This window comes from Burkholderia sp. BCC1985, assembly GCF_905339915.1.
In the GTDB taxonomy this organism is placed as follows: domain Bacteria; phylum Pseudomonadota; class Gammaproteobacteria; order Burkholderiales; family Burkholderiaceae; genus Burkholderia.
The window spans coordinates 21,561-42,029 of record NZ_CAJPGY010000009.1 but is presented as its reverse complement, the minus strand read 5'-3'; the positions used below and the strand labels follow the sequence as shown (position 1 = coordinate 42,029).

The window sequence follows — 20,469 nt, the reverse complement described above, 5'->3', positions numbered from 1 at the left end:
CGGACGAACCGGCGATTTCATCATAGTAGTATGAAATTCGCCAAGAAATTGCGCGGACTACGGTCCTTTATTCGAATAATCCTTCCCGTCGCGCAACTGGCGGCGCTTCCGGCTGGCCCAGCATGGGCTGCCCCAGCGTGGGCTGCCCCAGCATCCGCTCCAGCTGGCTGCGCACGCGCTCCCACGCCGGCGCCGCATAGTCGGGCTGGCTCGCCGCCCACGCCTGCGCGAGATCGAACACGCGCCCGATCGTCGCGCCGCAATACGTGAAGCCCGCGCCGTCGTCCCGCGCGGCGCCGCGCAGCCGTTCGTCGAGCGATTCGGCCAGCCACGGCATCTCGGCCGCCGCCGAATCGGCATACGCCTCGAGCGCGGCACGCGCGTGGCGATCCCGTTGCGGGTCGAGCTCGATCCGGCTCAACCCCGCCGCGCGTGCGGGCGCGATGCATTCCGCTGCGGACGGACTTCGAATGGTCCCTGGTCTGAAGGACATGTCCTCTCCCCGTTTGTACGACGGCAGCGTCAGGCATGGCCCCCGTGCCCGCCTCGTATGACGTACCGTGGCCGGCGCATCCATCCGAGACGGACGACCGGCCGGGTCAGTATACGCAGCCGGTCGTGCGGCGAGGTTTAAGAATTGTCAGAGGCGTCAGACGAGCGCTTTCCCATGGAACAGGCGCTGGGCGAGGGTCTGTGCTGGCGCTCGTGTCGCGCCGTTGGCGCGGCGGACCGCAGCGGGCGGTGCGCGAGCGGGCGCCGCAAGGGGCGCGTGATGCGGGCCGTCAGCGGCGACGCATCAGGAACACGAAGGTCTTGTCCTGCGTCGTCACTTCGACGATCTCGTTGCCCGTCTGCTTCGCGAACGCGGCGAAATCGCGCTGCGAACCCGGATCGGTCGCGAGCACCTTGAGGATCTGCCCGCTCTCCATATCGGCGAGCGCTTTCTTGGCGCGCAGGATCGGCAACGGGCAATTGAGCCCGCGCGCGTCCACTTCCTTGTGAATCTGCATCGGCTGTCGACCTTCGAATGACGCGCCACACGGGCGCGGGAGGAAGCGGCGATTTTACCGCAGCGCGGCCGCCCCTGCCCGCGCGGCCCGGGCCCGGCCGCGCGACGCGGCGCGCCCGCGCTCGGCACGCGCTCGTCATGCCAAGCGCCCGCCGAGCGCCCGTCAGGCGCCCGTGAACCCGCCCGCGAGCCGCTCGCGCAGATGCCGCACGAGCGCACGCACCGCGCTCGGCACGACCGGGCTGTACGGCCGCAGCGCGAAGATGTGGTCGCCGAACGCACCCGACGGCCGCCAGCCGTCCAGCAGCGCGACGAGCCGGCCGGCGTCGAGATCGCGCTGCGCGCTGAAATCCGGCAGCAGCGCGATGCCGAGCCCGCCGAGCGCGGCCTCGCGCATCGCCTCGCTGTTGTTGGCCGCGAAGCTGCCGCGCACCGGCACGCTCACGCGCTGGCGCCGCCGGCCGTCCGGCTCGAAGCTCCAGGCGGCCGGTTCGTTGTCGCGCAGGTAGCACAGGCAGCTGTGGTCGACGAGTTCGCTCGGGTGGCGCGGCGCACCGCGCGCGTCGAGGTAGTCGCGGCTCGCGACCAGCAGCGAACGCGTGTCGCACAGCTTCCACGCGACGTGGGTTTGCGGCGCGGTCGTCGTATGGCGGATCGCGAGGTCGAAGCCCTCCTGCGTCAGCGAATGCAGCCGGTCGGACAGGTCGAGTTCGATGTGCACGCCCGGGTGCTGCCGCAGGAAATCGGGCAGGTGCGGCACGACCTGCTGGCGCCCGAGCGCGACCGGCGCCGTCACGCGCAGCAGCCCGCGCGGCTCGCCGGCGAGTTCCTTTACGCGCGCGAAGTGCTGGCCGATCGATTCGAACGCGTCGCGCGTGCTGTCGACCAGCGTCTGCCCGGCGTCGGTGAGCCGCACGCTGCGCGTCGTGCGCCGCACGAGCGGCACGCCGGCCGCCTTCTCGAGATCGGCGATGCGCTGGCTCATCGCGGCCTTGCTGATGCCGAGCCGCTGCGCGGCGGCCGTGAAACTGCCGGCCGCGGCGAGGACCGTCAGCGAGTGGATATGCGGCCAGAGCGCCTGGACATTTTGCTGATTCATCCGCCGATTATTCAGAATTCTGAACAGTGAATCAAGCTGCGCGGCCTTCTCCCGCCCCGCCGCTTTGCCTAGACTAGGTTCCGTCCACCCCCATTCCCATGCCCAGGAGACACGCATGACCACGGTTCCCGCCTATACGTCCGACGCCGACGTCGGCCACTACATCGACGGCGCACCCGTCGCCGGCCGCAGCGGCCGCTTCCAGGACGTCTTCAATCCGGCGCTCGGCCGCGCGGTGCGCCGCGTCGCGCTCGCCGGCGACGACGAAGTACAGCGCGCCGTCGCGTCCGCCCGTGCGGCGTTCCCGGCCTGGGCCGACACGCCGCCGATCCGCCGCGCCCGCGTGCTGCACCGCTTCCTGCAGTTGATGAACGAACACCGCGACACGCTGGCCGCCATCATCACGGCCGAGCACGGCAAGGTGTTCTCGGATGCGCAGGGCGAAGTCGCGCGCGGCATCGACATCATCGAATTCGCATGCGGCGTGCCGCAACTGCTGAAGGGCGACTTCACCGACCAGGTCAGCACCGGCATCGACAACTGGACGATGCGCCAGCCGCTCGGCGTCGTCGCGGGCATCACGCCGTTCAACTTCCCGTGCATGGTGCCGTGCTGGATGTTCCCGGTCGCGCTCGCGACGGGCAACACGTTCGTGCTGAAGCCGAGCGAACGCGACCCGTCGGCGGCGCTGTTCATCGCCGACCTGCTCACGCAGGCGGGCCTGCCCGCCGGCGTGTTCAACGTCGTGCAGGGCGACAAGGGCGCGGTCGACGCGCTCCTCGACCACCCGGACGTGCAGGCCGTCAGCTTCGTCGGCTCGACGCCGATCGCGGCCTACGTGCAGCAGCGCGCGGTGCAGTCGGGCAAGCGCGTGCAGGCGCTCGGCGGCGCGAAGAACCATCTCGTCGTGATGCCGGACGCGAACATCGAGCAGGCGGTCGACGCGCTGATCGGCGCCGCGTACGGCTCGGCCGGCGAGCGCTGCATGGCGATCAGCATCGCGGTGCTGGTCGGCGACGTGGCCGACAAGATCGTGCCGTTGGTGGCCGAGCGCGCGCGCAAGCTGGTGATCGGCGACGGGATGTCGCCGGAAGTCGAGATGGGACCGATCGTCACCGGCGACGCGCTCAAGCGCATCGAAGGTTATATCGGGCAAGGCGTCAGCGAAGGCGCGCAACTGGTGGTCGACGGCCGCGGGCTGCGCGTGCCGGGCCGCGAGGCAGGCTTCTTCACCGGCGGCACGCTGTTCGATCACGTGAGCCCCGACATGCGCATCTACAAGGAAGAGATCTTCGGGCCGGTGCTCGGCTGCGTGCGCGTGAAGGACTTCGGCGAAGCGGTCGACCTGATCAACGCACACGAATTCGGCAACGGCGTCGCATGCTTCACGAGCGACGGCGGCATCGCGCGCGAATTCGCGCGGCGCATCCAGGTCGGCATGGTCGGCATCAACGTGCCGATCCCGGTGCCGATGGCCTGGCACGGCTTCGGCGGCTGGAAGAAGAGCCTGTTCGGCGACATGCACGCGTACGGCGAGGAAGGCGTGCGCTTCTACACGCGCCAGAAGTCGGTGATGCAGCGCTGGGCGTCGAGCATCGGCAAGGGCGCCGAATTCGCGATGCCGACCGCGAAGTAAGCGGGGTCGACGCGCCGCCCGCCGAGGGAATGCGCGGGCGGCCGGCGAATCGCAGGCCGGCGTCAGCCGGCCTGCGTGCCGTGGGCGCCGTCGGCGGTCGGCAGGTACGACAGCTCGAGCCGGTACGCGAGCGCGACGAACAGGCTCTGCGCGAGGCCCATCGTCGCGGTCAGTGCACGGAACCCGAACGTCTCGCTGTCCTGCACCATCAGCGTCACCTCGGCCTCCCGCGCGAGCGGGCTCATCCGGCTGTCGGTGATCGCGATCAGGCGCGCGCCGCGCTGCACGGCCTGCTGCGCGACCTGCACCGTCTCTTCCGCGTACGGCATGAACGAGATCACGATCATCACGTCGCCCTCGCGCACCGAGCGGATCTGGCCGAGATGCATGCTGCCGAGCGCGCTGAACAGGCCGATGCGCTTGTCGGTGTGCTGCAGCGCATAGTCGAGATACACGGCGATCGGAAACGCGCGGCGCGAGCCGGCGATCCAGATCGCCTGCGTGTCGGCGAGCAGGTCGACGGCCTGTGCGAGCGCGTGCGGGTCGAGCGTCTGCCGCAGCTGCTGCATGCCGGCAATGCTGCCCTTGATGAATTCGTCGGCGATCTGCTCGGGCTGCAGGCTCGACTCGCCCGATTCGATCACGTCGCGCAGCCGCAGGTTGTACGCGCGGCCCGGCGCGATCTGCTGGGCCAGCCCCTCGCGGAACAGCCGCTGCATCTCGGAGAAACCCGAAAAGCCGAAATGCTTCGCGAACCGGACGACGGCCGACGGCTGCACGCCGCACGCCTCCGCGAGCGACTGGATGCCTTCCAGGCCCAGCTGGTCCCGATGCGTTTCCACGTGACGCGCAATCACCTTCAGGCGATTGCTGAGGCCGTCGTACTCCTGCGTCAGATGCTGCAGGAACGCCTCGACGGTGGCGGGTGGTTTCTCGGATGAACTCATCGGATAGCGCGAAGTTGACGGCCCCGATCCGCGCGCCGCCTGCGCGTGCGCCCGGGACTCACCTATGGACATGCATGAAGGGCGAATTTAATCACGTTTGCGGCACGGCCCGCGCCGCACGCTCGCTCCCACGCGCTCGATCATCACCTGCACACGCTCCACGGCCGGAATGGAAACGATTTTCCAACGCCGTCGCCGAGCCGTAAAGATTAGGGCGTCTACCGACGCCGAGCGAACGGCGACGCCGAGGGTCGCCGGCAACCGCCCTGGGCCGCCGGCCGACGCCGCGCATCGGTCGCCGCTTGCTCACCGCTCGCTCACCGATAGTCGACCCATACGCCGCCCGCATCGGCGGACCGCACGCAGTTCTCGACCCACCGCACGCCTTCGACGCCCGCATGAACATCCGGAAAGCGGATGCTCTTCAACGCCTGCGCGTCGCCGCGATCGGCCGCGTCCATCGCGAGCGCGAAGCGTGCGTACAGATTCGACCACGCTTCGAACAGCCCTTCCGGATGCCCGGCGCCGATGCGGTCTTCGCGCAATGCGTGCGGATGCAAATAGCCCATCCCGCGATCGAGCACCTGCGCGGGCTGCCCCTGGATCTCGTAGCGCAACTGGTTCGGATGTTCGTCCCACCATTCGACGCTCGCCTTCGAGCCGATCACGCGCACCTTCTGCCCGTGCATCGAGCCCGCGTTCACCGCGCTCGACCACACATAGCCGATCGCGCCCGTGTCGTACTCCATGATCGTGAACGCGTTGTCCTCGAGCGGCGCGCGACTCTTCACGAAGCTCTGCCGCGAGCACATCAGCCGTTTGATCCGCAGTTCCGGCGCCATCACTTCGGAGATGTACAGCGGATGCGTGCCGATGTCGCCGAGCACGTAGCTCGGCCCCGCGAACTTCGGGTCGACGCGCCAGCGCGCGGCGGCGCTCGCGGCTTCGACGCCCTCGCTGTGAAAGCCGTGCGCGAACTGCATCTGCACGATGCGGATCTCGCCGAGATCGCCGCGCGCGATCATTTCGCGCGCCTGCTCGATCATCTGGTGTCCGGAATAGCCGTACGCGACGCCGACGATGCGGTTCTTCTCGACCGACAGCCGCTGCAGCGCCTCGGCCTCCTCGGTCGTGAAGCACAGCGGCTTTTCGCACACGACGTGCAGCCCCGCGTTCAGCGCCGCGCGGCAAATTTCGAAGTGCGTGTTGTTCGGCGTCGCGATCGACACCGCGCGGATGCCGTCGGCACGCTTCGCCTCGGCGTCGAACATCGTCCGGTAGTCGGGATAGCAGCGCCCGGCGTCGACGCCGAGCTTCACGCCGAATTGCCGCCCGCGTTCGGCATCGATGTCGAATGCACCGGCAACGAGCTGGAAGCTGCCGTCTCGCAATGCGGCCGACCGGTGGCTGTAGCCGATCTGGCTGCCGAGGCCGCCGCCGACCATGCCCCAGGGAATCGAATGTCCGAGCAGAATCTGTCCGTCGATCATGATTGTCGTGTTCCTGTCCGTGTTCAGGTGTTCAAAGTGTGTGCAGAGGGTCGGGCCGACGGCCGGTTACGCGAACCCGGCCGATGCGAGAAACTCGCGGCTCGCCGCGACGTCGCGCAGGCTCGTGCCGGCATTGCGCGGATCGCGCTCCTGTTCGATCGTGATGGTTCCCGCATAGCCGATGTCGTCGAGCGCGCGACGGATCGCGCGGTAGTCGAGCACGCCGGTGCCGATCGGGCACATCACGCCACGCGCGCACGCCGCGAAGAAGGCGATGTGTTCGCCCATCACCGCGTCGTACACGGCCGCGTCGATATCCTTGAAATGCACGTAGTCGAGCCGCGCCGCGTGACGGCGCAGCCACGTCTCGGGATCCATCCCCGAGTAGTAAAGGTGGCCGGTGTCGAGACAGAGGCCCGCCGTATCGGCCGCGACGTCGGCGACGATCCGGTCGATCTCGTCCGCGAACTCGATGTAGCCGCCTGCATGCGGATGGATCACCGCGCGCACGCCGAATTCGTCGCGCGCGATCGTCGCGATTTCGCGAATGTGGTCGACCATGCGCGCCCAGCGTTCGGCGGACAGGCGCGGCGCGCGATCGGCGTGGCCGGCCGCGTAGTCGCGTTCGTCGTGCCCCCAGTCCATCACGACCAGATACGGCGCCGCATGACGCTGGCCCGGCTGCGTCGGCAGCTTCGGCAAGCGCGTGATCAGCGCGCAGATCTCGCGCGTCTGGCGCAGCAGGTTCGGGAGATTCTCCGGCGACACCAGGTCGTCGAAGATCGTGCCGGCGGTGATGCTCAAACGCTGCCGCTCGAGCTCCGCGCTCACCACGTCGAGCTCGAGCGGGATGTAGCCGTACGGGCCGAGCTCGATGCCCGAATAGCCGGCCTGTGCGGCCTCGGCGAGCACCTGCCGCCACGGCGGCAGGTGCGGGTTCTTCACGTCGTCGACGCCCCAGCAGCAGGGCGCGCAGCCAATCTTCATCGTCATGTTGGTCAGTCCCGCAGGAAAGCGGCGCGCGGCCGCGAGCATGGCCGCATGGACACGCGGCCCGGTGTCGGCGTGTTCAGCCGGTTCAGCCGCGATAGAACGCCGGGCGTTCGGCCATCGCGATCGGCTCGACCGCCCCGCTCTGCTGCGCGCGCACGCACGCATCGGCCGCGACCGCCGCCGCATAGCCGTCCCATGCGGACGGCCCGGTCAGCGCACCCTGCCGCACGCCGTCGATGAACGCCTGCAGCTCGACGTCGTACGATGCGATGAAGCGCTCCTTCCAGTCGGTCATGATCTCGACCGACTGCCGCGCCGCGTGCTTGAGCCCGACCGCGGGCGGATCGGGCAGCTTCGCGATGCCGTTCTCGCCGACCACCTCGCACTGGATGTCGTAGCCGTATTGGCAGTTCACGAAGATCTCGACGTCGATGCGCACGCCGCTCGCGGTTTCGAGCAGCACGATCTGCGGATCGGCGAGATGCGCGGACGCATGGCGCGTCTTCTTCGGATAGACGACCTGCGCGGTCGCATAGTCCTCGCCGAGCAGCCAGCGCAGCACGTCGAGCTCGTGGATCAGCGTGTCGGTGATCGCCATGTCGGTCGTATAGCGCTCGCCGACCGACTGGTTGCGGTGCGCGCAATGCAGCATCAGCGGCGCGCCGATCTCGCCGCCGTCGATCACGCGCTTGAGCGCGCGATAGCCTTCGTCGTACGGACGCATGAAGCCGACCTGCACGAGCCGGCGGCCGTGCGCGACCTCGGCTTCGACGATCCGCAAGCAGCCGTCGGCCGTGACGGCCAGCGGTTTCTCGCAGAACACCGGCTTGCCGTGCGCGATCGCGTCGAGCACGAACGCCTCGTGCGTCGGCCCCCACGACGTGACGAGCACGGCCTGTACGTCGGCAGCCGCGACCACTTCGTGGCCGTCGCCGTAGATTTCCGCGTCGAGCCCGTACTTCGTCACCGCGTCGCGCGCCTGCTGCGGATCGATGTCGTTGACGGCCACCACGCGCGCGCCGGACAGCGTGCGCGTGAGCCTGCGGATATGGTCCTGGCCGATCGCGCCGCAGCCGATCACGCCGATTTGCAAGGTCATCCGGATATCTCCAGTCTCTGGTTCAACGACGGCGCGGCCCGTGCCGCGCCGGTCGGCAATGGTTCCAAAACGGGTCAGCGCGCGGCCGCCCGTTCGAAATGGCGTTCGACGTAGCGCTGGATCGTGTCGCGCATATAGCGCGACGACGCTTCCGCGCGGTCCTCCCACGCGAACACGCACGACGACATCACGCCGTCGAAGCCGGCGCTGCCGAGTGCGCGGAAAAACACGTCCCAGTCGATCTCGCCCTGCCCGATGTCGAGATGCTGGTGCACGCGGATCTGGTTCGAGCCCGGCGGGTTCACGATGTAGCGCAGCTGGCTGCTCTTGCGGTGGTCGAACGTGTCGGCCACGCGCACGTGCGCGAGGATCGGCGCGGCGGCCGCGATCATCGCGGCCATGTCGTCGCCGTAATAGAACGTGTGCGGCGCGATGTACGACAGCTTCAGCGACGGCGAACCGATGTTCGTGACGATGTCGATCGCCGGCTGCAGCTGCTCGATCCAGTCTTCCGGATGCGGCTCGACCGACAGCACGATGCGTTCGCGCTCGAGGATCGGCAGCAGCTCGTCCATCGAACGGAACCACGCGGCTTCGCACAGCTCCTTCGGATTCGCGCCCGGCCGTTCGCCGACCGAGCGCTCCGGCGACGCGCCGCGCCCGAATTCGGACACCATCAGCGGGCATTCCATCTCGAGCGCGACCTCGATCGCCTTCTTCCAGCAGCGCACCGCCCACTGCCGCTCGTCATCGAACGGGCTGGCCCAGCGGTACATCGGCTGCAGCGACGCAAGGCCCACGCCGCTCGCGCGCAACGCTTGCCGGAACGCGGCCATGCGCTCGCGCGTCGCGCGCGGCATCACCCACCAGTCGAGAAAGTCGCTGCGCGGCGACAGCTCGATCTGGTCGTAGCCGAGCTCGGCCACCGCATGCGGCAGCCGGTCGAGCGGCAGGTGGCGAATCATGTAGGGATCCAGAGCGATCTTCATTTTCTTCCCGATCGGTTGTGTGTTCGATCTCGGCCGGTCAGCGGCGCGATTTCTTGTTGCGATACTGGTCGGCGATCACGGCCGCGACGATGATCGCGCCCTTGACCATCTCCTGGTAGTACGCGTCGATCCGGATGAACGTGAAGCCCGACGTCATCACGCCGAGGATCAGCACGCCGATCACGGTGCCCGTCACGCGCCCGAGGCCGCCCGACAGCGATGTGCCGCCGATCACGACGGCCGCGATCGCGTCGAGCTCGTACATCACGCCCATGCCCGACTGGCCGGAGATCGCGCGCGCGGCCGTCACGGTGCCGGCGATCCCGCTCAGGAGGCCCGCGATCGCATAGACGAACACCAGGTGGCGCGTCACGTTGATGCCCGATACGACGGCCGCGTGGCGATTCGCGCCGATCGCATACGTGTACTTGCCGAAGCGCGTATAGCGCAGCACGACGTGGAAGATCGCGGCCACCACGACGAAGATGATCACCGGATTCGCGCCCGCGCCGATCGCCGCGAACTGGTCGGTCAGCATCGACACCGGCATCCCGTTGGTGAACCACTTCGCGAAGCCGCGCGCGGCCACCATCGTGCCGAGCGTCGCGATGAACGGCGGGATGCCCGTCAGCGCGATCAGCGAGCCGTTGAGCAGGCCGACCAGCAGCCCGACGCACACGCCGGCCAGCACCGGCCAGATGATCGGCAGGTCGGTCAGGTGCGGGAACACCGCGCGCGGAAAATCGGACACCTGCGCGAGGCTGGCCGACACGACCGCCGCCGCCGCGACGACGGACCCCGACGACAGGTCGATCCCGCTCGTGATGATCACGAGGTTCACGCCGACCGCGATGATCCCGATCACGGCCATCTGCAGCACGATGATCTCGAGCCGCTCCGCGTTGAACAGGAAGCTCTGCCCGACGACGAGCCAGCCGATCACCTCGAAGAACAGGCTGATGCCCACCAGCACCAGGAAGATGCTCAGTTCGGGCGGCCACTTCGCGTGCCGCGTCTTGATCGTCATGGACTGCGCGTCCGCGACCGGATTCAGGTTGCCCATTTCAGTTGTCTCCATGCTTGTTGCGGCTCAGCGCGAGGCCAGGTCCATGATGCGGACCTGGTCGGCGTCCTTGCGTTCGACGATGCCGGTCATCCGGCCTTCGTGCATCACCATCACGCGATCGCTCATGCCGAGCACCTCCGGCATCTCCGACGAGATCATCAGCACCGCGACGCCCTTGCCGGCGAGCGCGCTGACGAGCCGGTGGATCTCGGCCTTCGCGCCGACGTCGATCCCGCGGGTCGGCTCGTCGAGGATCAGGATGCGCGGTTGCGTGAGCAACCATCTGCCGATCAGCACCTTCTGCTGGTTGCCGCCCGACAGGTTCTGGATTTCCTCGTGCAGCCCGGGCGTCTTCACGCGCAGCATCCGGCTCATTTCCTCGCAGTCGCGTTTCAACTGCGCCTGCCGCACGAAATTGAACTTCACGTAGCGGTTGCTGAGCACCGCCGCTTCCATGTTCGCGAGCAGGTCGAGATTCAGGAAGCAGCCGGTGTCCTTGCGGTCCTCGGTGAGGAACGCCATCCCGTGCTTCATCGCCTGCGCGGGCGTGGCGATGCGCACCGGCTTGCCGTCGATCAGGATCTCGCCGGAGGTGGCCGGCACGACGCCGAACAGCGCCTCCGCGACGTTCGAGCGCCCCGAGCCGACGAGGCCCGCGACGCCGAGGATCTCGCCCGCGCGCAGCTCGAAGCTGACGTCGCGGAACACGCCGTCGACGCCGAGGTTCTTCACGGCCAGCACGACGTCGCCGATCGGCACCTCTTCCTTCGGGAACATCTGCGTGATCTCGCGGCCGACCATCATGCGGATGATGTCGTCGCGCGTGACGTCGCTCGACGCGTGCGTGCCGATGTACTTGCCGTCGCGGAACACCGAGAACTCGTCGGCGATCTCGAACAGCTCGTTCATCTTGTGCGTGATGTAGACGATGCCCTTGCCCTGCTCGCGCAGCTGGCGAATGATGCGGAACAGGTGCGTGACCTCCTTGTCGGTCAGCGCGGAAGTCGGCTCGTCCATGATCAGCACGTCGGAGTCGAACGACACGGCCTTCGCGATCTCGACCATCTGGCGGCTCGCGACCGTCAGCGTGCGCACGTCGGCTTCCGGGTCGATGTCGATCGACAGCCGCTCGAACAGCGCGGCGGTGCGGCGGCGCAGCTCGGCGTGATCGATCAGGCCGAAGCGGTTCTTCGGTTCGCGGCGGATCCAGATGTTCTCCGCGACCGTCATGTACGGCATCAGGTTGAGTTCCTGGTGGATCATCGCGATCCCGCGATCGAGCGCGTCGAGCGGGCCGTTCAGCACGACGGGCTCGCCGTTGATCAGGATCTCGCCCTGGTCGGGCGTGTAGACGCCGGCGATGATCTTCATCAGCGTCGACTTGCCGGCGCCGTTCTCGCCCATCAGCGCATGCACGGTGCCGCGCCGCACGCGGAACTGCACGCCGTCGAGCGCGACGACGCCGGGAAACGACTTGCCGACGCCGCGCACCTCGAGCACGCAGTCGGCGGCGGGCACACCGGACGAACCCGGTGCGGCGGACGAGGCGGCCGGCGCGCTTTCGCTCGCCATCGAGCGCGCCATCCTGGCTGTAAACATGGACGTTCCTCGAAAGTCACACGCGAACCCGGACACGCCGGGCCCGCGCAGTTCAGCGGAAAAACCGGTCAGTGCTTCGCGTACTGGTTCATGTTCTCCGGCGTGACGAGTTCGAACGGCACGTTCACGAAGCGCTCGACGGGCTGCTTCTTCGCCAGCTTGAGCGCGGCCGCGACGGCCTGCGCGCCCTGCCCGGCCGCGTTCTGGTACACCGACACCTTCAGCTCGCCGCTCTTCATCGCCGCGAGCCCGTCCGGCGTCGCGTCGATGCCCGCGACGACCGTCTTCGGCGTCAGCTTGCGCGCGGCCTTCAGCGCGTTGATCGCGCCGATCGCCATTTCGTCGTTGTTCGACACGATCGCGTCGAACTTCGTCCCGGAGCTCAGCCAGTTCATCGTGATGTCCTGGCCCTGCGTGCGGCTCCACTTGCCTTCGCGCTTGTCGACGATCTTCATGCCGGCACAGTCCTTGGTCGCGATCACGTCCTCGATGTCCTTGGTGCGCGCGCGCGCCGACTCGTTGGACAGCTCGCCCATCAGCACCAGGATGTCGCCCTTGCCGCCGAGCAGCTTGCACACCTGGCGCGCCTGCAGCGTGCCCGACTGTTTCTCGTCGGAGGCGACCACGGCGACGCCGGCCGGCAGCTTGTCGAAATCGACCGGCTTGCGGTTCACGTAGACGAGCGGGATCTTCGCGGCGGTCACCATCTTGGTGATCTTCGGCGTCGCGTCGGTGTCGACCGCATTCACGATGATCGCGTCGACCTTCTGCGCGATCATGTTCTGGACCTGGCTCAACTGCTTGCCGACGTCGTTGCCGCCGTCCTCGATCTGCACGGTCGCGCCGTCCTTCTTCGCCGCATCGCCGATGCTGTTGCGCAGGATCGTCAGGAACGTGTCGTCGAACGATGCCATCGTCACGCCGATCTTCTCGGCATGCGCGAGCGGCATGGCCAGGATTGCGGCGGCCGCGGCGGCCATCAGCTTGGTCTTCATGATCACTCTGTCTCCTCATCTCCGGGGGCGGAAAAACGGCGCGTTGCGCGCCGCCGGGCCGAGTCCGATCGGATCCGATTCGGACTGAAGCATCCGGATGAAACTGTAGATCACTTCTTCGAAAATTTGGAAATTTATTTCTACGTGATTTCACCTAGGGAACTGGATTTCCAAAAAGTCTAGACTCCGTTCCGTAGCCCGATTCCTTGCGGCAGGCGTTCCCGTGTCGTGCCGCGCACGTGACGGACCGCCGTCGCAGGATCGGTCCCTCAATCCGCCGGCACGGTCGAACGCCGGCCGCGAGCGTGATACGTGATATGAGCCCGTTGAACTTTCCGACTGACCGCCCCATCGATCTCGCCTGCCTCGGCCGCGTCGCCGTGGACCTTTACGCGCAACAGTACGGCAGCCGCCTGGAGGACGCGCGCAGCTTCCAGATGTATCTCGGCGGCTCGTCGGGCAACGTCGCGTTCGGCGTCGCCCGGCTCGGGCTGAAGACCGCGATGATCTCGCGCGTCGGCGACGAGCAGATGGGCCGCTTCGTGCGCGAGACGCTCGAGCGCGAAGGCTGCGACACGAGCCAGCTGCAGACCGATCCGGAACGCCTGACCGCGCTCGTGCTGCTCGGGCTGAAGGATCGCGACACGTTCCCGCTGCTGTTCGTGCGCGAGAACTGCGCGGACATGGCCGTGCGCGCCGACGAGATCCGCGAGGACTTCATCGCCGGCTGCCGCGCGCTCGCGATCACCGGCACCCATCTTTCGACGCCGGGCACCCGCGAGGCGTCGCTGACCGCGCTCGGCTACGCGCGCCGCCACGGCGTCGTGCGGATCCTCGACATCGACTACCGGCCGGTGCTGTGGGGGCTGACCGCGCGCGGCGCGGGCGAGAACCGCTACGTGCCCGACGCGCAGGTCACGCGGCAACTGCAGCAGGTGCTCGGCGAGTTCGACCTGCTGGTCGGCACCGAGGAGGAATTCCTGATCGCGGGCGGCGTGCCGCACGACCTGATCGCGTCGCTGCAGGCCGTGCGCCTCGCGAGCGGTGCGGTGCTGGTGGTCAAGCGCGGCGCGCTCGGCTGCTGCGTGATCGAGGGCGACATCCCCGCGCGCATCGACGATGCGCCGACCTTCCACGGCGAACGCGTCGAAGTCCTGAACGTGCTGGGCGCGGGCGACGCGTTCCTGTCGGGCCTGCTGTCCGGGCTGCTGCGCGGGCACGGCTGGGCGCAAGCGACGCGCATCGCGAACGCGTGCGGCGCGATCGTCGTGTCGCGCCACGCGTGCTCGGCCGCGATGCCGACGCCGGCCGAGCTCGCGCACTGGTTCGGTGGCAGCCGCAATCCGCAGGTGGACGCCGATCGCGCGCTCGCGCACCTGCATCGCGTGACGGTGCCGCGCCGCGCATGGGACGACCTGTGCGTGATGGCGTTCGACCATCGCAGCCAGTTCTACGAGCTCGCGGTGCAGGCCGGCGCGGACGAGGCGCGGATCAAGACGCTCAAGCGCCTGCTCGTGCGCGCGGCCGAACAGGTCGAGCGCGATCGCCGGATCGAAGGCCACGTCGGCGTGCTGATCGACGGCGGCGCATATGGCCGCGACGCGCTCGCGTCGGCCACCGGCCGCGGCTGGTGGGTCGGCCGCCCGGTCGAGCTGCCCGGCTCGCGGCCGCTGTGCTTCGACGACACGCGCTCGGTCGGCTCGTCGCTCACGCACTGGCCGACCGAACAGGTCGTGAAGTGCCTCGTCCACTACCACCCCGACGACGACGTCGACCTGCGCGTCGCGCAGGAGCAGCGCGTGCTGGAGCTGTGGGAAGCCACGCGCGCGAGCGGCAACGAGCTGCTGCTGGAAATCATTCCGCCGCGCGCGGTCACGCCGCCCGGCACCGAGGACGACGCGGTGCTGCGCACGGTCGCGCGCTTCTACAACCTCGGCGTGATGCCGGAGTGGTGGAAGCTCGCGCCGATGAGCGCCGACGGCTGGGCGCGGCTCGAGACGCTGGTGGCCGAGCGCGACCCGCACTGCCGCGGCGCGGTGATCCTCGGGCTGAACCAGCCGCTGCAATATCTGGTCGACAGCTTCCGCTCGGCGACCAACCCGATCGTCAAGGGCTTCATGGTCGGCCGCACGCTTTGGGCCGACGCGTCGCTGCACTGGCTCGCCGGCCGGATCGACGACCAGGCGCTGATCGACGAAGTGGCCGGCAATTTCGCGCAGCTGGTCGACGCGTGGCTCGGCCGCCGTGCCGCCGCGCGCGCCGCCGCAGCCGCCTGATGCAGATGTCCGTGATGACCACCCGATTCCTCCTGATCGACAGACGATGACCACCACCGTGAGACTGACCGTCAGCCAGGCGCTCGTGCGCTACCTGGCCGCCCTGCGCGCCGAAGTCGTCCAGCCGGACGGCCGCACCGAGATCCTGCCGTATTGTGGCGGCGTGTTCGCGATCTTCGGCCACGGCAACGTGGCCGGGCTCGGCGAAGCGCTGCATGCCGAAAAAGAACGGCTGCCGACGTTCCGCGCGCACAACGAGCAAGGAATGGCGAATGCGGCCGTCGCGTTCGCGAAAGCGAACTTCCGCCAGCGGATGATGGCCGCGACGTCGAGCATCGGCCCCGGCGCGACCAACATGCTGACCTCCGCGGCGCTCGCGCACGTCGGCCGGCTGCCGCTGTTGCTGCTGCCCGGCGACGTGTTCGTGTCGCGGCTGCCCGACCCGGTGCTGCAGCAGGTCGAGGACTTCGAACAGGGCGACGTCAGCGCGAACGACTGCTTCCGGCCGGTGACGCGCTACTTCGACCGGATCACGTCGCCCGAGCAGCTGCTGGTCGCACTGCCGCGCGCGATCCAGGTGATGACCGACCCCGCGCAGTGCGGCCCCGTGTGTCTCGCGCTGCCGCAGGACGTGCAGACCTTCGCGTACGACTGGCCGGAGGACTTCTTCGCGCCGCCGGTGATCCGGATGCGCCGCCCGCCGGCCGACGCGCTCGAACTCGCGGATGCGCTCGACGTGTTGAAAGCGGCGAAGAAACCGCTGATCGTCGCCGGCGGCGGCGTGCTGTACAGCCAGGCGTGGGACGCGCTGCGCACGTTCGCCGACACGCACGGCGTGCCGGTCGCCGAATCGCAGGCCGGCAAGGGCAGCCTCGCGTGGGACCACCCGCTGAACCTCGGCTCGATCGGCGTGACGGGCTCGCCCGCCGCGAACCGCGCGGCCGCGCAGGCCGACGTGGTGTTCGCGGTCGGCACGCGCCTGCAGGACTTCACGACCGGCTCGCACGCGCTGTTCGGCAATGCGACGCTGCTGAGCCTGAACGTGCAGCCGTTCGACGCGGGCAAGAAGCGCGGCCGGCAATTGATCGCCGATGCGCGCACGGGCCTCGGCCAGCTGTCGGCCGCGCTCGCGGGCTGGCGCGCGGATGCGGCGTGGACGGCCGCGAACCAGGATCAGGCCGCCGCGTGGAACGCGCGCGTGACCGAGCTGACCACGCGCATGCCGAAGGACACCCTGCCGTACGACGCGGAAGTGATCGGCGCGGTGCGCGACTCGGCGGCCGACGCGGGACGCGACAGCGCGCGCGACGATCTCGTCGTGTGCGCGGCCGGCACGCTGCCGGCCGAACTGCACAAGCTGTGGCGCAGCGGCGTGCCGGGCAACTACCACATGGACTACGCGTACTCGTGCATGGGCTACGAGGTCGCGGGCGGCCTCGGCGCGAAGCTCGCGCGGCCCGAGCGCGAAGTGATCGTGATCGTCGGCGACGGCTCGTACATGATGCTCAACGCCGAACTCGCGACGTCCGTGATGCTCGGCCGCAAGCTCATCGTCGTGATCCTCGACAACCGCGGCTACGGCTGCATCGAGCGGCTGCAGATCAATTGCGGCGGCGCGAGCTTCAACAACATGCTCGACGACTGCGTGCCGGAAGGCGGCGAACGCTCGACGATCGACTTCGCGATGCATGCGCGCTCGATGGGCGCCGAAGCCGTGCACGTGCGCGACGTCGGCGAGCTGCGCAGCGAAATGAAGCGTGCGCGCGCAGCGAAGACGAGCCAGGTCATCGTGATCGACACGACGCACGAGCGCACGACCGCGGACGGCGGCGCGTGGTGGGAAGTCGCGGTGCCGCAGGTATCCGCGCGCGCCGGTGTCGAACGCGCGCACCGGACGTATCTCGACGAGAAAACCCGGCAGCGGCGCTGATCCGTTTCCCCATTCAATCCGCCGCTCCGCGAAAACAACATTCGAACCAAGGAAGCACGTCATGAGCTGGAACGTTCGCATCGGTATCAATCCCCTGTCGTGGATGAACGACGACCTGCCGTCGCTCGGCGGCGAGACGCCGCTCGAGACGGCACTGAAGGAAGGCGCCGAAATCGGCTACGCGGGCTTCGAGCTCGGCAACAAGTTTCCGAAGACGGGCCCCGAGCTGAAGGCGAAGCTCGCCGAGTTCGGGCTCGTGTGCGTGTCGGGCTGGTATTCGGGATTTCTGGCGGAAGTCGCGCCGGGCATGAGCGACGCCGATGCCGTCGAGGCCGAAATCGAGCGCTGCCGCGCGCACATGACGAAGCTGCAGTTCAACGACGTGAAGGTCGTGGTGTACGGCGAATGCGCGGGCACGATCCAGGGCAGCATCGACACGCCGGTCGCGAAGCGCCCGCGCTTCGTCGACGATGAAACCTGGCGCCGCTATGCGGCGCGCCTCGACGCATTCGGCGCGCACCTGCTCGAGACCTACGGGATCAAGCTCGCCTACCATCACCACATGGGCGCGTACGTCGAATCGCCGGACGACGTCGACCGGCTGATGGCGCTGACCGATCCCGCGAAGGTGTTCCTGCTGTTCGACACGGGCCACGCGTATTTCGGCGGCGCGGCCGATCCGGTCGCGCTGCTGAGGAAGCACGTGGCGCGCGTCGTGCACGTGCACTGCAAGGACGTGCGGCCGCAGGTCGTCACGCAGGCGCGCAACGGCGGCTGGAGCTTCCTGAACGGCGTGATCAACGGCACCTTCACGGTGCCGGGCGACGGCGCGCTCGATTACGAAGCGACGCTGCGCACGCTGAAGGACGCCGGCTACGAAGGCTGGCTCGTGGTCGAGGCCGAGCAGGACCCGGCCGTCGCGCCGAGCTATCAGTATGCGAAGAAGGGCTACGAATCGCTGCGCGCGATCGTCGACCGGTTGAGCGCGTAAGCCCCGTCATCTCATCGAGGAACCTCACGCCATGACGATTTCTCCCCTGCTGGTCAAGGCATCCGCCGACCGCGAAATCTGCAACGTGACGCCCGAGTCGGCCGGCTGGAAACACGTCGGCTTTCGCGCGCTGCGCCTGAAGGCCGGCGACACCGAAACGCTCGACACGGGCATGCGCGAACTGTGCGTCGTCGTGCTCACGGGCACGCTGCGCGCGCAAGTCGACGGCGAGACCTACGACGCGCTCGGCAAGCGCGACAGCGTGTTCGAGGAAGTATCGCCGGACGCACTGTACGTGCCGGGCGGCAAGACCGTCACGCTGGTGGCGACGCGCGACGCGGAAGTCGCGCTGTGCACCGCGCCTTACGCGAGCGGCGACAAGCGCGTGCAGCGCCTCGACGGCGAACGGATGCGGCGTGCGGTGCGCGGGCAAGGCACCAACACGCGCTACGTATGCGACATCCTGATGGGCGACAACCCGGCCGCGGACCGGCTGCTGGTCGTCGAAGTGATCACGCCCGCGAGCCACTCGAGCAGCTATCCGCCGCACAAGCACGATCGCGACGCGGCGCCCGACGAAACGTCGCTCGAGGAAACCTATTACCACCGGATCGATCCGCCGCAGGGTTTCGCGTTCCAGCGCGTGTACACGGACGACCGCAGCCTCGACGAGGCATGCGCGGTCGAGAACCACGACGTCGTGATGGTGCCGCGCGGCTATCACCCGGTGGTCGCGCCGCACGGCTACAACCTGTACTACCTGAACGTGATGGCCGGGCCGAGCCGCGCGTGGGCGTTCAGGAACGACCCCGCGCACGAGTGGATGCTCGACGCGGCGCCCGGGCGCTGATGCATTGACGCGCTGAACGATCGACGGCCGGCGCGCGACGCAGGACGCGCGCACGAGCCGGACTTGCGACGACACGGAGCTGCCATGGCGACACCCTTCCCGCGCTGCGCGCCCACGCCCTTCGGCGACACGGCCTCAACGCCGATGCTGGCGCACTTCGATGCCGACGTCGCGCGCCGGCTCGGCGACATCGCGGTCAATCTCGCGTCGCGCCGCGGGCTGCCGATCGCGGTCGGCATCGTCGGCGAAGCCGCACCGCTGTTCTATTGCGCGCTCGACGGCAGCCGCGCCCGCGACAGCGACGCGATCCGCCGCCGGCAGAACACGGTGTTGCGCTTCGGCGTCAGTTCGCTCGAGGTCGGCGCGCGCTTTCGCCGCGCCGGCTGGTCGTTGCAGTCGCAGGGATTGTCGGATGCCGACTATGCGCTCGACGGCGGCGGCGTGCCGCTGCGGCTGGCCGACGGCGGCATCGTCGGCGCGATGGCGATCGCCGGGCTCGACGACGAACGCGATCATGCGCTCGTCGTCGAGAGCCTGCGCTGGCATGTCGGCGCGAACGCGCTCGCGATGATCGCGTAGCGGGCGCGCGCCGGCTCGCGCGGTCAGTGCAGCCCGCCGCTCGCGACGAGGCGCTCGCCGGTCAGCCAGCGCGCATCGTCCGATGCGAGGAACACCGCGACCGACGCGATGTCGTCCGGCTCGCCGAGGCGGCCGAGCGGCGTCTGGCTTTGCACCTGCCGGTCGAGGTCCGAACCGATGATGCCCGCGCTGTGCGTGCCTTCGGTCACGATCATGCCCGGGTTGATCGCGTTCACGCGAATCTTGCGCGGGCCGAGTTCGAGCGCGAGCACGCCGGTGATCGCGTCGACGGCGCCCTTGGTGCCGCTGTACACGGCGCTCGCGGGCGGCGTGATGCTCGTCACCACGGAACTGATGTTGATGATGCTCGCGCCTTCGCCCAGATGCTTGACGGCGGCCTGCGTCGTCAGCAGCACGCCGAACACGTTCGTGTCGAACTGCCGGCGGTAGTGCTCTTCGGTGATCGCCTCGATCGGCGCGAATTCGTACACGCCGGAATTGTTGACCAGCACGTCGAGACGGCCGTACGTGTCGATCGCCGTATCGACGATGCGCTGCGCGTCCGCTGCCTTCGACACGTCGCCGCCGACCGCGACCGCGCGGCCGCCCGCTTCGACGATCGCGCTCACGACCGCGTCGGCGCCGGCCTTGCTGCTCGCGTAGTTGACGACGACCGACGCGCCTTCGGCGCCCAGCGCCTTCGCGATTGCGGCGCCGATCCCCTTGGAAGCGCCCGTGACGATCGCGACCTTGCCTGCCAGCTTGCTCATGATTTCATTCCTCAGTCGGAAGACTTCGATGGATAGGTACCGGTCGCGCCTGTCGCGGCGCACCGGCCTTGCTGGCAATCTTCGCGGTTCCGGCGGCCGCGATAAAGCGGCTCGACACGAATTGACTGGCGAGGTTTGCCGAACAATCGGC

At 68.6% G+C, this 20,469-nt stretch carries 18 protein-coding genes; 6 read left to right on the top strand and 12 right to left on the bottom strand.

The genetic code is table 11. The features are described from left to right. Positions 1-67: 67 nt before the first annotated feature. The 3 genes from U4Z31_RS11310 to U4Z31_RS11300 all read right to left on the bottom strand — a co-directional run bounded on the left by U4Z31_RS11310 (position 68) and on the right by U4Z31_RS11300 (position 2,108). Entirely contained in the window at positions 68-493 is a 426-nt protein-coding gene (locus U4Z31_RS11310; protein ID WP_044846087.1) for a hypothetical protein, read from the bottom strand. Positions 494-782: 289 nt separating this feature from the next. Further along, a complete protein-coding gene (locus U4Z31_RS11305; protein ID WP_006753156.1) occupies positions 783-1,010 on the bottom strand; it encodes a sulfurtransferase TusA family protein in 228 nt (75 codons plus the stop codon). A 162-nt stretch (positions 1,011-1,172) separates the two neighbouring features. Continuing rightward, entirely contained in the window at positions 1,173-2,108 is a 936-nt protein-coding gene (locus U4Z31_RS11300; protein ID WP_321810378.1) for a LysR family transcriptional regulator, read from the bottom strand. 115 nt (positions 2,109-2,223) lie between these two features. On the opposite strand from U4Z31_RS11300, the gene U4Z31_RS11295 reads away from it, so the two are divergent. Beyond that, positions 2,224-3,744, top strand: a complete 1,521-nt coding sequence (locus U4Z31_RS11295) for a CoA-acylating methylmalonate-semialdehyde dehydrogenase (RefSeq protein WP_321810377.1) — start codon at positions 2,224-2,226, stop codon at positions 3,742-3,744. Positions 3,745-3,806: 62 nt separating this feature from the next. On the opposite strand, the gene U4Z31_RS11290 is transcribed toward U4Z31_RS11295, so the two are convergent. The 8 genes from U4Z31_RS11290 to U4Z31_RS11255 form a co-directional block, all read right to left on the bottom strand. Next, a complete protein-coding gene (locus tag U4Z31_RS11290; RefSeq protein WP_321802155.1) occupies positions 3,807-4,691 on the bottom strand; it encodes a MurR/RpiR family transcriptional regulator in 885 nt (294 codons plus the stop codon). Between the two features lie 317 nt (positions 4,692-5,008). Beyond that, complete coding sequence (locus U4Z31_RS11285) at positions 5,009-6,181, bottom strand: Gfo/Idh/MocA family protein (RefSeq protein ID WP_124488955.1); 1,173 nt, start codon at positions 6,179-6,181, stop codon at positions 5,009-5,011. 66 nt (positions 6,182-6,247) lie between these two features. After that, the gene (locus U4Z31_RS11280) at positions 6,248-7,174 is read right to left on the bottom strand and encodes a TIM barrel protein (protein ID WP_044846137.1); all 927 of its coding nucleotides are present in this window, start codon (positions 7,172-7,174) and stop codon (positions 6,248-6,250) included. A gap of 85 nt (positions 7,175-7,259) precedes the next feature. Further along, complete coding sequence (locus U4Z31_RS11275) at positions 7,260-8,273, bottom strand: Gfo/Idh/MocA family oxidoreductase (protein ID WP_321802153.1); 1,014 nt, start codon at positions 8,271-8,273, stop codon at positions 7,260-7,262. 74 nt (positions 8,274-8,347) lie between these two features. Next, positions 8,348-9,262: a sugar phosphate isomerase/epimerase gene (locus U4Z31_RS11270; protein ID WP_321810376.1), complete on the bottom strand. Its 915-nt coding sequence runs from the start codon at positions 9,260-9,262 to the stop codon at positions 8,348-8,350. A gap of 37 nt (positions 9,263-9,299) precedes the next feature. Beyond that, a complete protein-coding gene (locus tag U4Z31_RS11265) occupies positions 9,300-10,325 on the bottom strand; it encodes an ABC transporter permease (protein ID WP_014722872.1) in 1,026 nt (341 codons plus the stop codon). Positions 10,326-10,352: 27 nt separating this feature from the next. Continuing rightward, positions 10,353-11,927 (bottom strand): sugar ABC transporter ATP-binding protein, encoded by a 1,575-nt coding sequence (locus U4Z31_RS11260; RefSeq protein WP_044846094.1) that lies wholly within the window; start codon positions 11,925-11,927, stop codon positions 10,353-10,355. 68 nt (positions 11,928-11,995) lie between these two features. After that, a complete protein-coding gene (locus U4Z31_RS11255) occupies positions 11,996-12,922 on the bottom strand; it encodes a sugar ABC transporter substrate-binding protein (RefSeq protein WP_044846095.1) in 927 nt (308 codons plus the stop codon). A gap of 317 nt (positions 12,923-13,239) precedes the next feature. Between U4Z31_RS11255 and U4Z31_RS11250 the strand changes: the two genes are divergently transcribed. The 5 genes from U4Z31_RS11250 (at position 13,240) to U4Z31_RS11230 (ending at position 19,548) form a co-directional block, all read left to right on the top strand. Beyond that, positions 13,240-15,198 (top strand): bifunctional 5-dehydro-2-deoxygluconokinase/5-dehydro-2-deoxyphosphogluconate aldolase, encoded by a 1,959-nt coding sequence (locus U4Z31_RS11250; RefSeq protein WP_321810375.1) that lies wholly within the window; start codon positions 13,240-13,242, stop codon positions 15,196-15,198. Between the two features lie 46 nt (positions 15,199-15,244). Further along, positions 15,245-17,128: a 3D-(3,5/4)-trihydroxycyclohexane-1,2-dione acylhydrolase (decyclizing) gene (gene iolD, locus U4Z31_RS11245; protein WP_321810374.1), complete on the top strand. Its 1,884-nt coding sequence runs from the start codon at positions 15,245-15,247 to the stop codon at positions 17,126-17,128. A gap of 61 nt (positions 17,129-17,189) precedes the next feature. After that, positions 17,190-18,119 (top strand): myo-inosose-2 dehydratase, encoded by a 930-nt coding sequence (gene iolE, locus U4Z31_RS11240; RefSeq protein ID WP_124523020.1) that lies wholly within the window; start codon positions 17,190-17,192, stop codon positions 18,117-18,119. Between the two features lie 31 nt (positions 18,120-18,150). Continuing rightward, entirely contained in the window at positions 18,151-18,969 is an 819-nt protein-coding gene (iolB, locus tag U4Z31_RS11235) for a 5-deoxy-glucuronate isomerase (protein ID WP_321810373.1), read from the top strand. An 84-nt stretch (positions 18,970-19,053) separates the two neighbouring features. Then, on the top strand, positions 19,054-19,548 hold the full coding sequence (locus U4Z31_RS11230; RefSeq protein WP_321810372.1) for a heme-degrading domain-containing protein: 495 nt from the start codon (positions 19,054-19,056) through the stop codon (positions 19,546-19,548). A gap of 23 nt (positions 19,549-19,571) precedes the next feature. Here U4Z31_RS11230 and U4Z31_RS11225 read toward each other — a convergent pair whose 3' ends face one another. Further along, on the bottom strand, positions 19,572-20,318 hold the full coding sequence (locus U4Z31_RS11225; protein WP_257774079.1) for a glucose 1-dehydrogenase: 747 nt from the start codon (positions 20,316-20,318) through the stop codon (positions 19,572-19,574). Between the last annotated feature and the right edge of the window lie 151 nt (positions 20,319-20,469).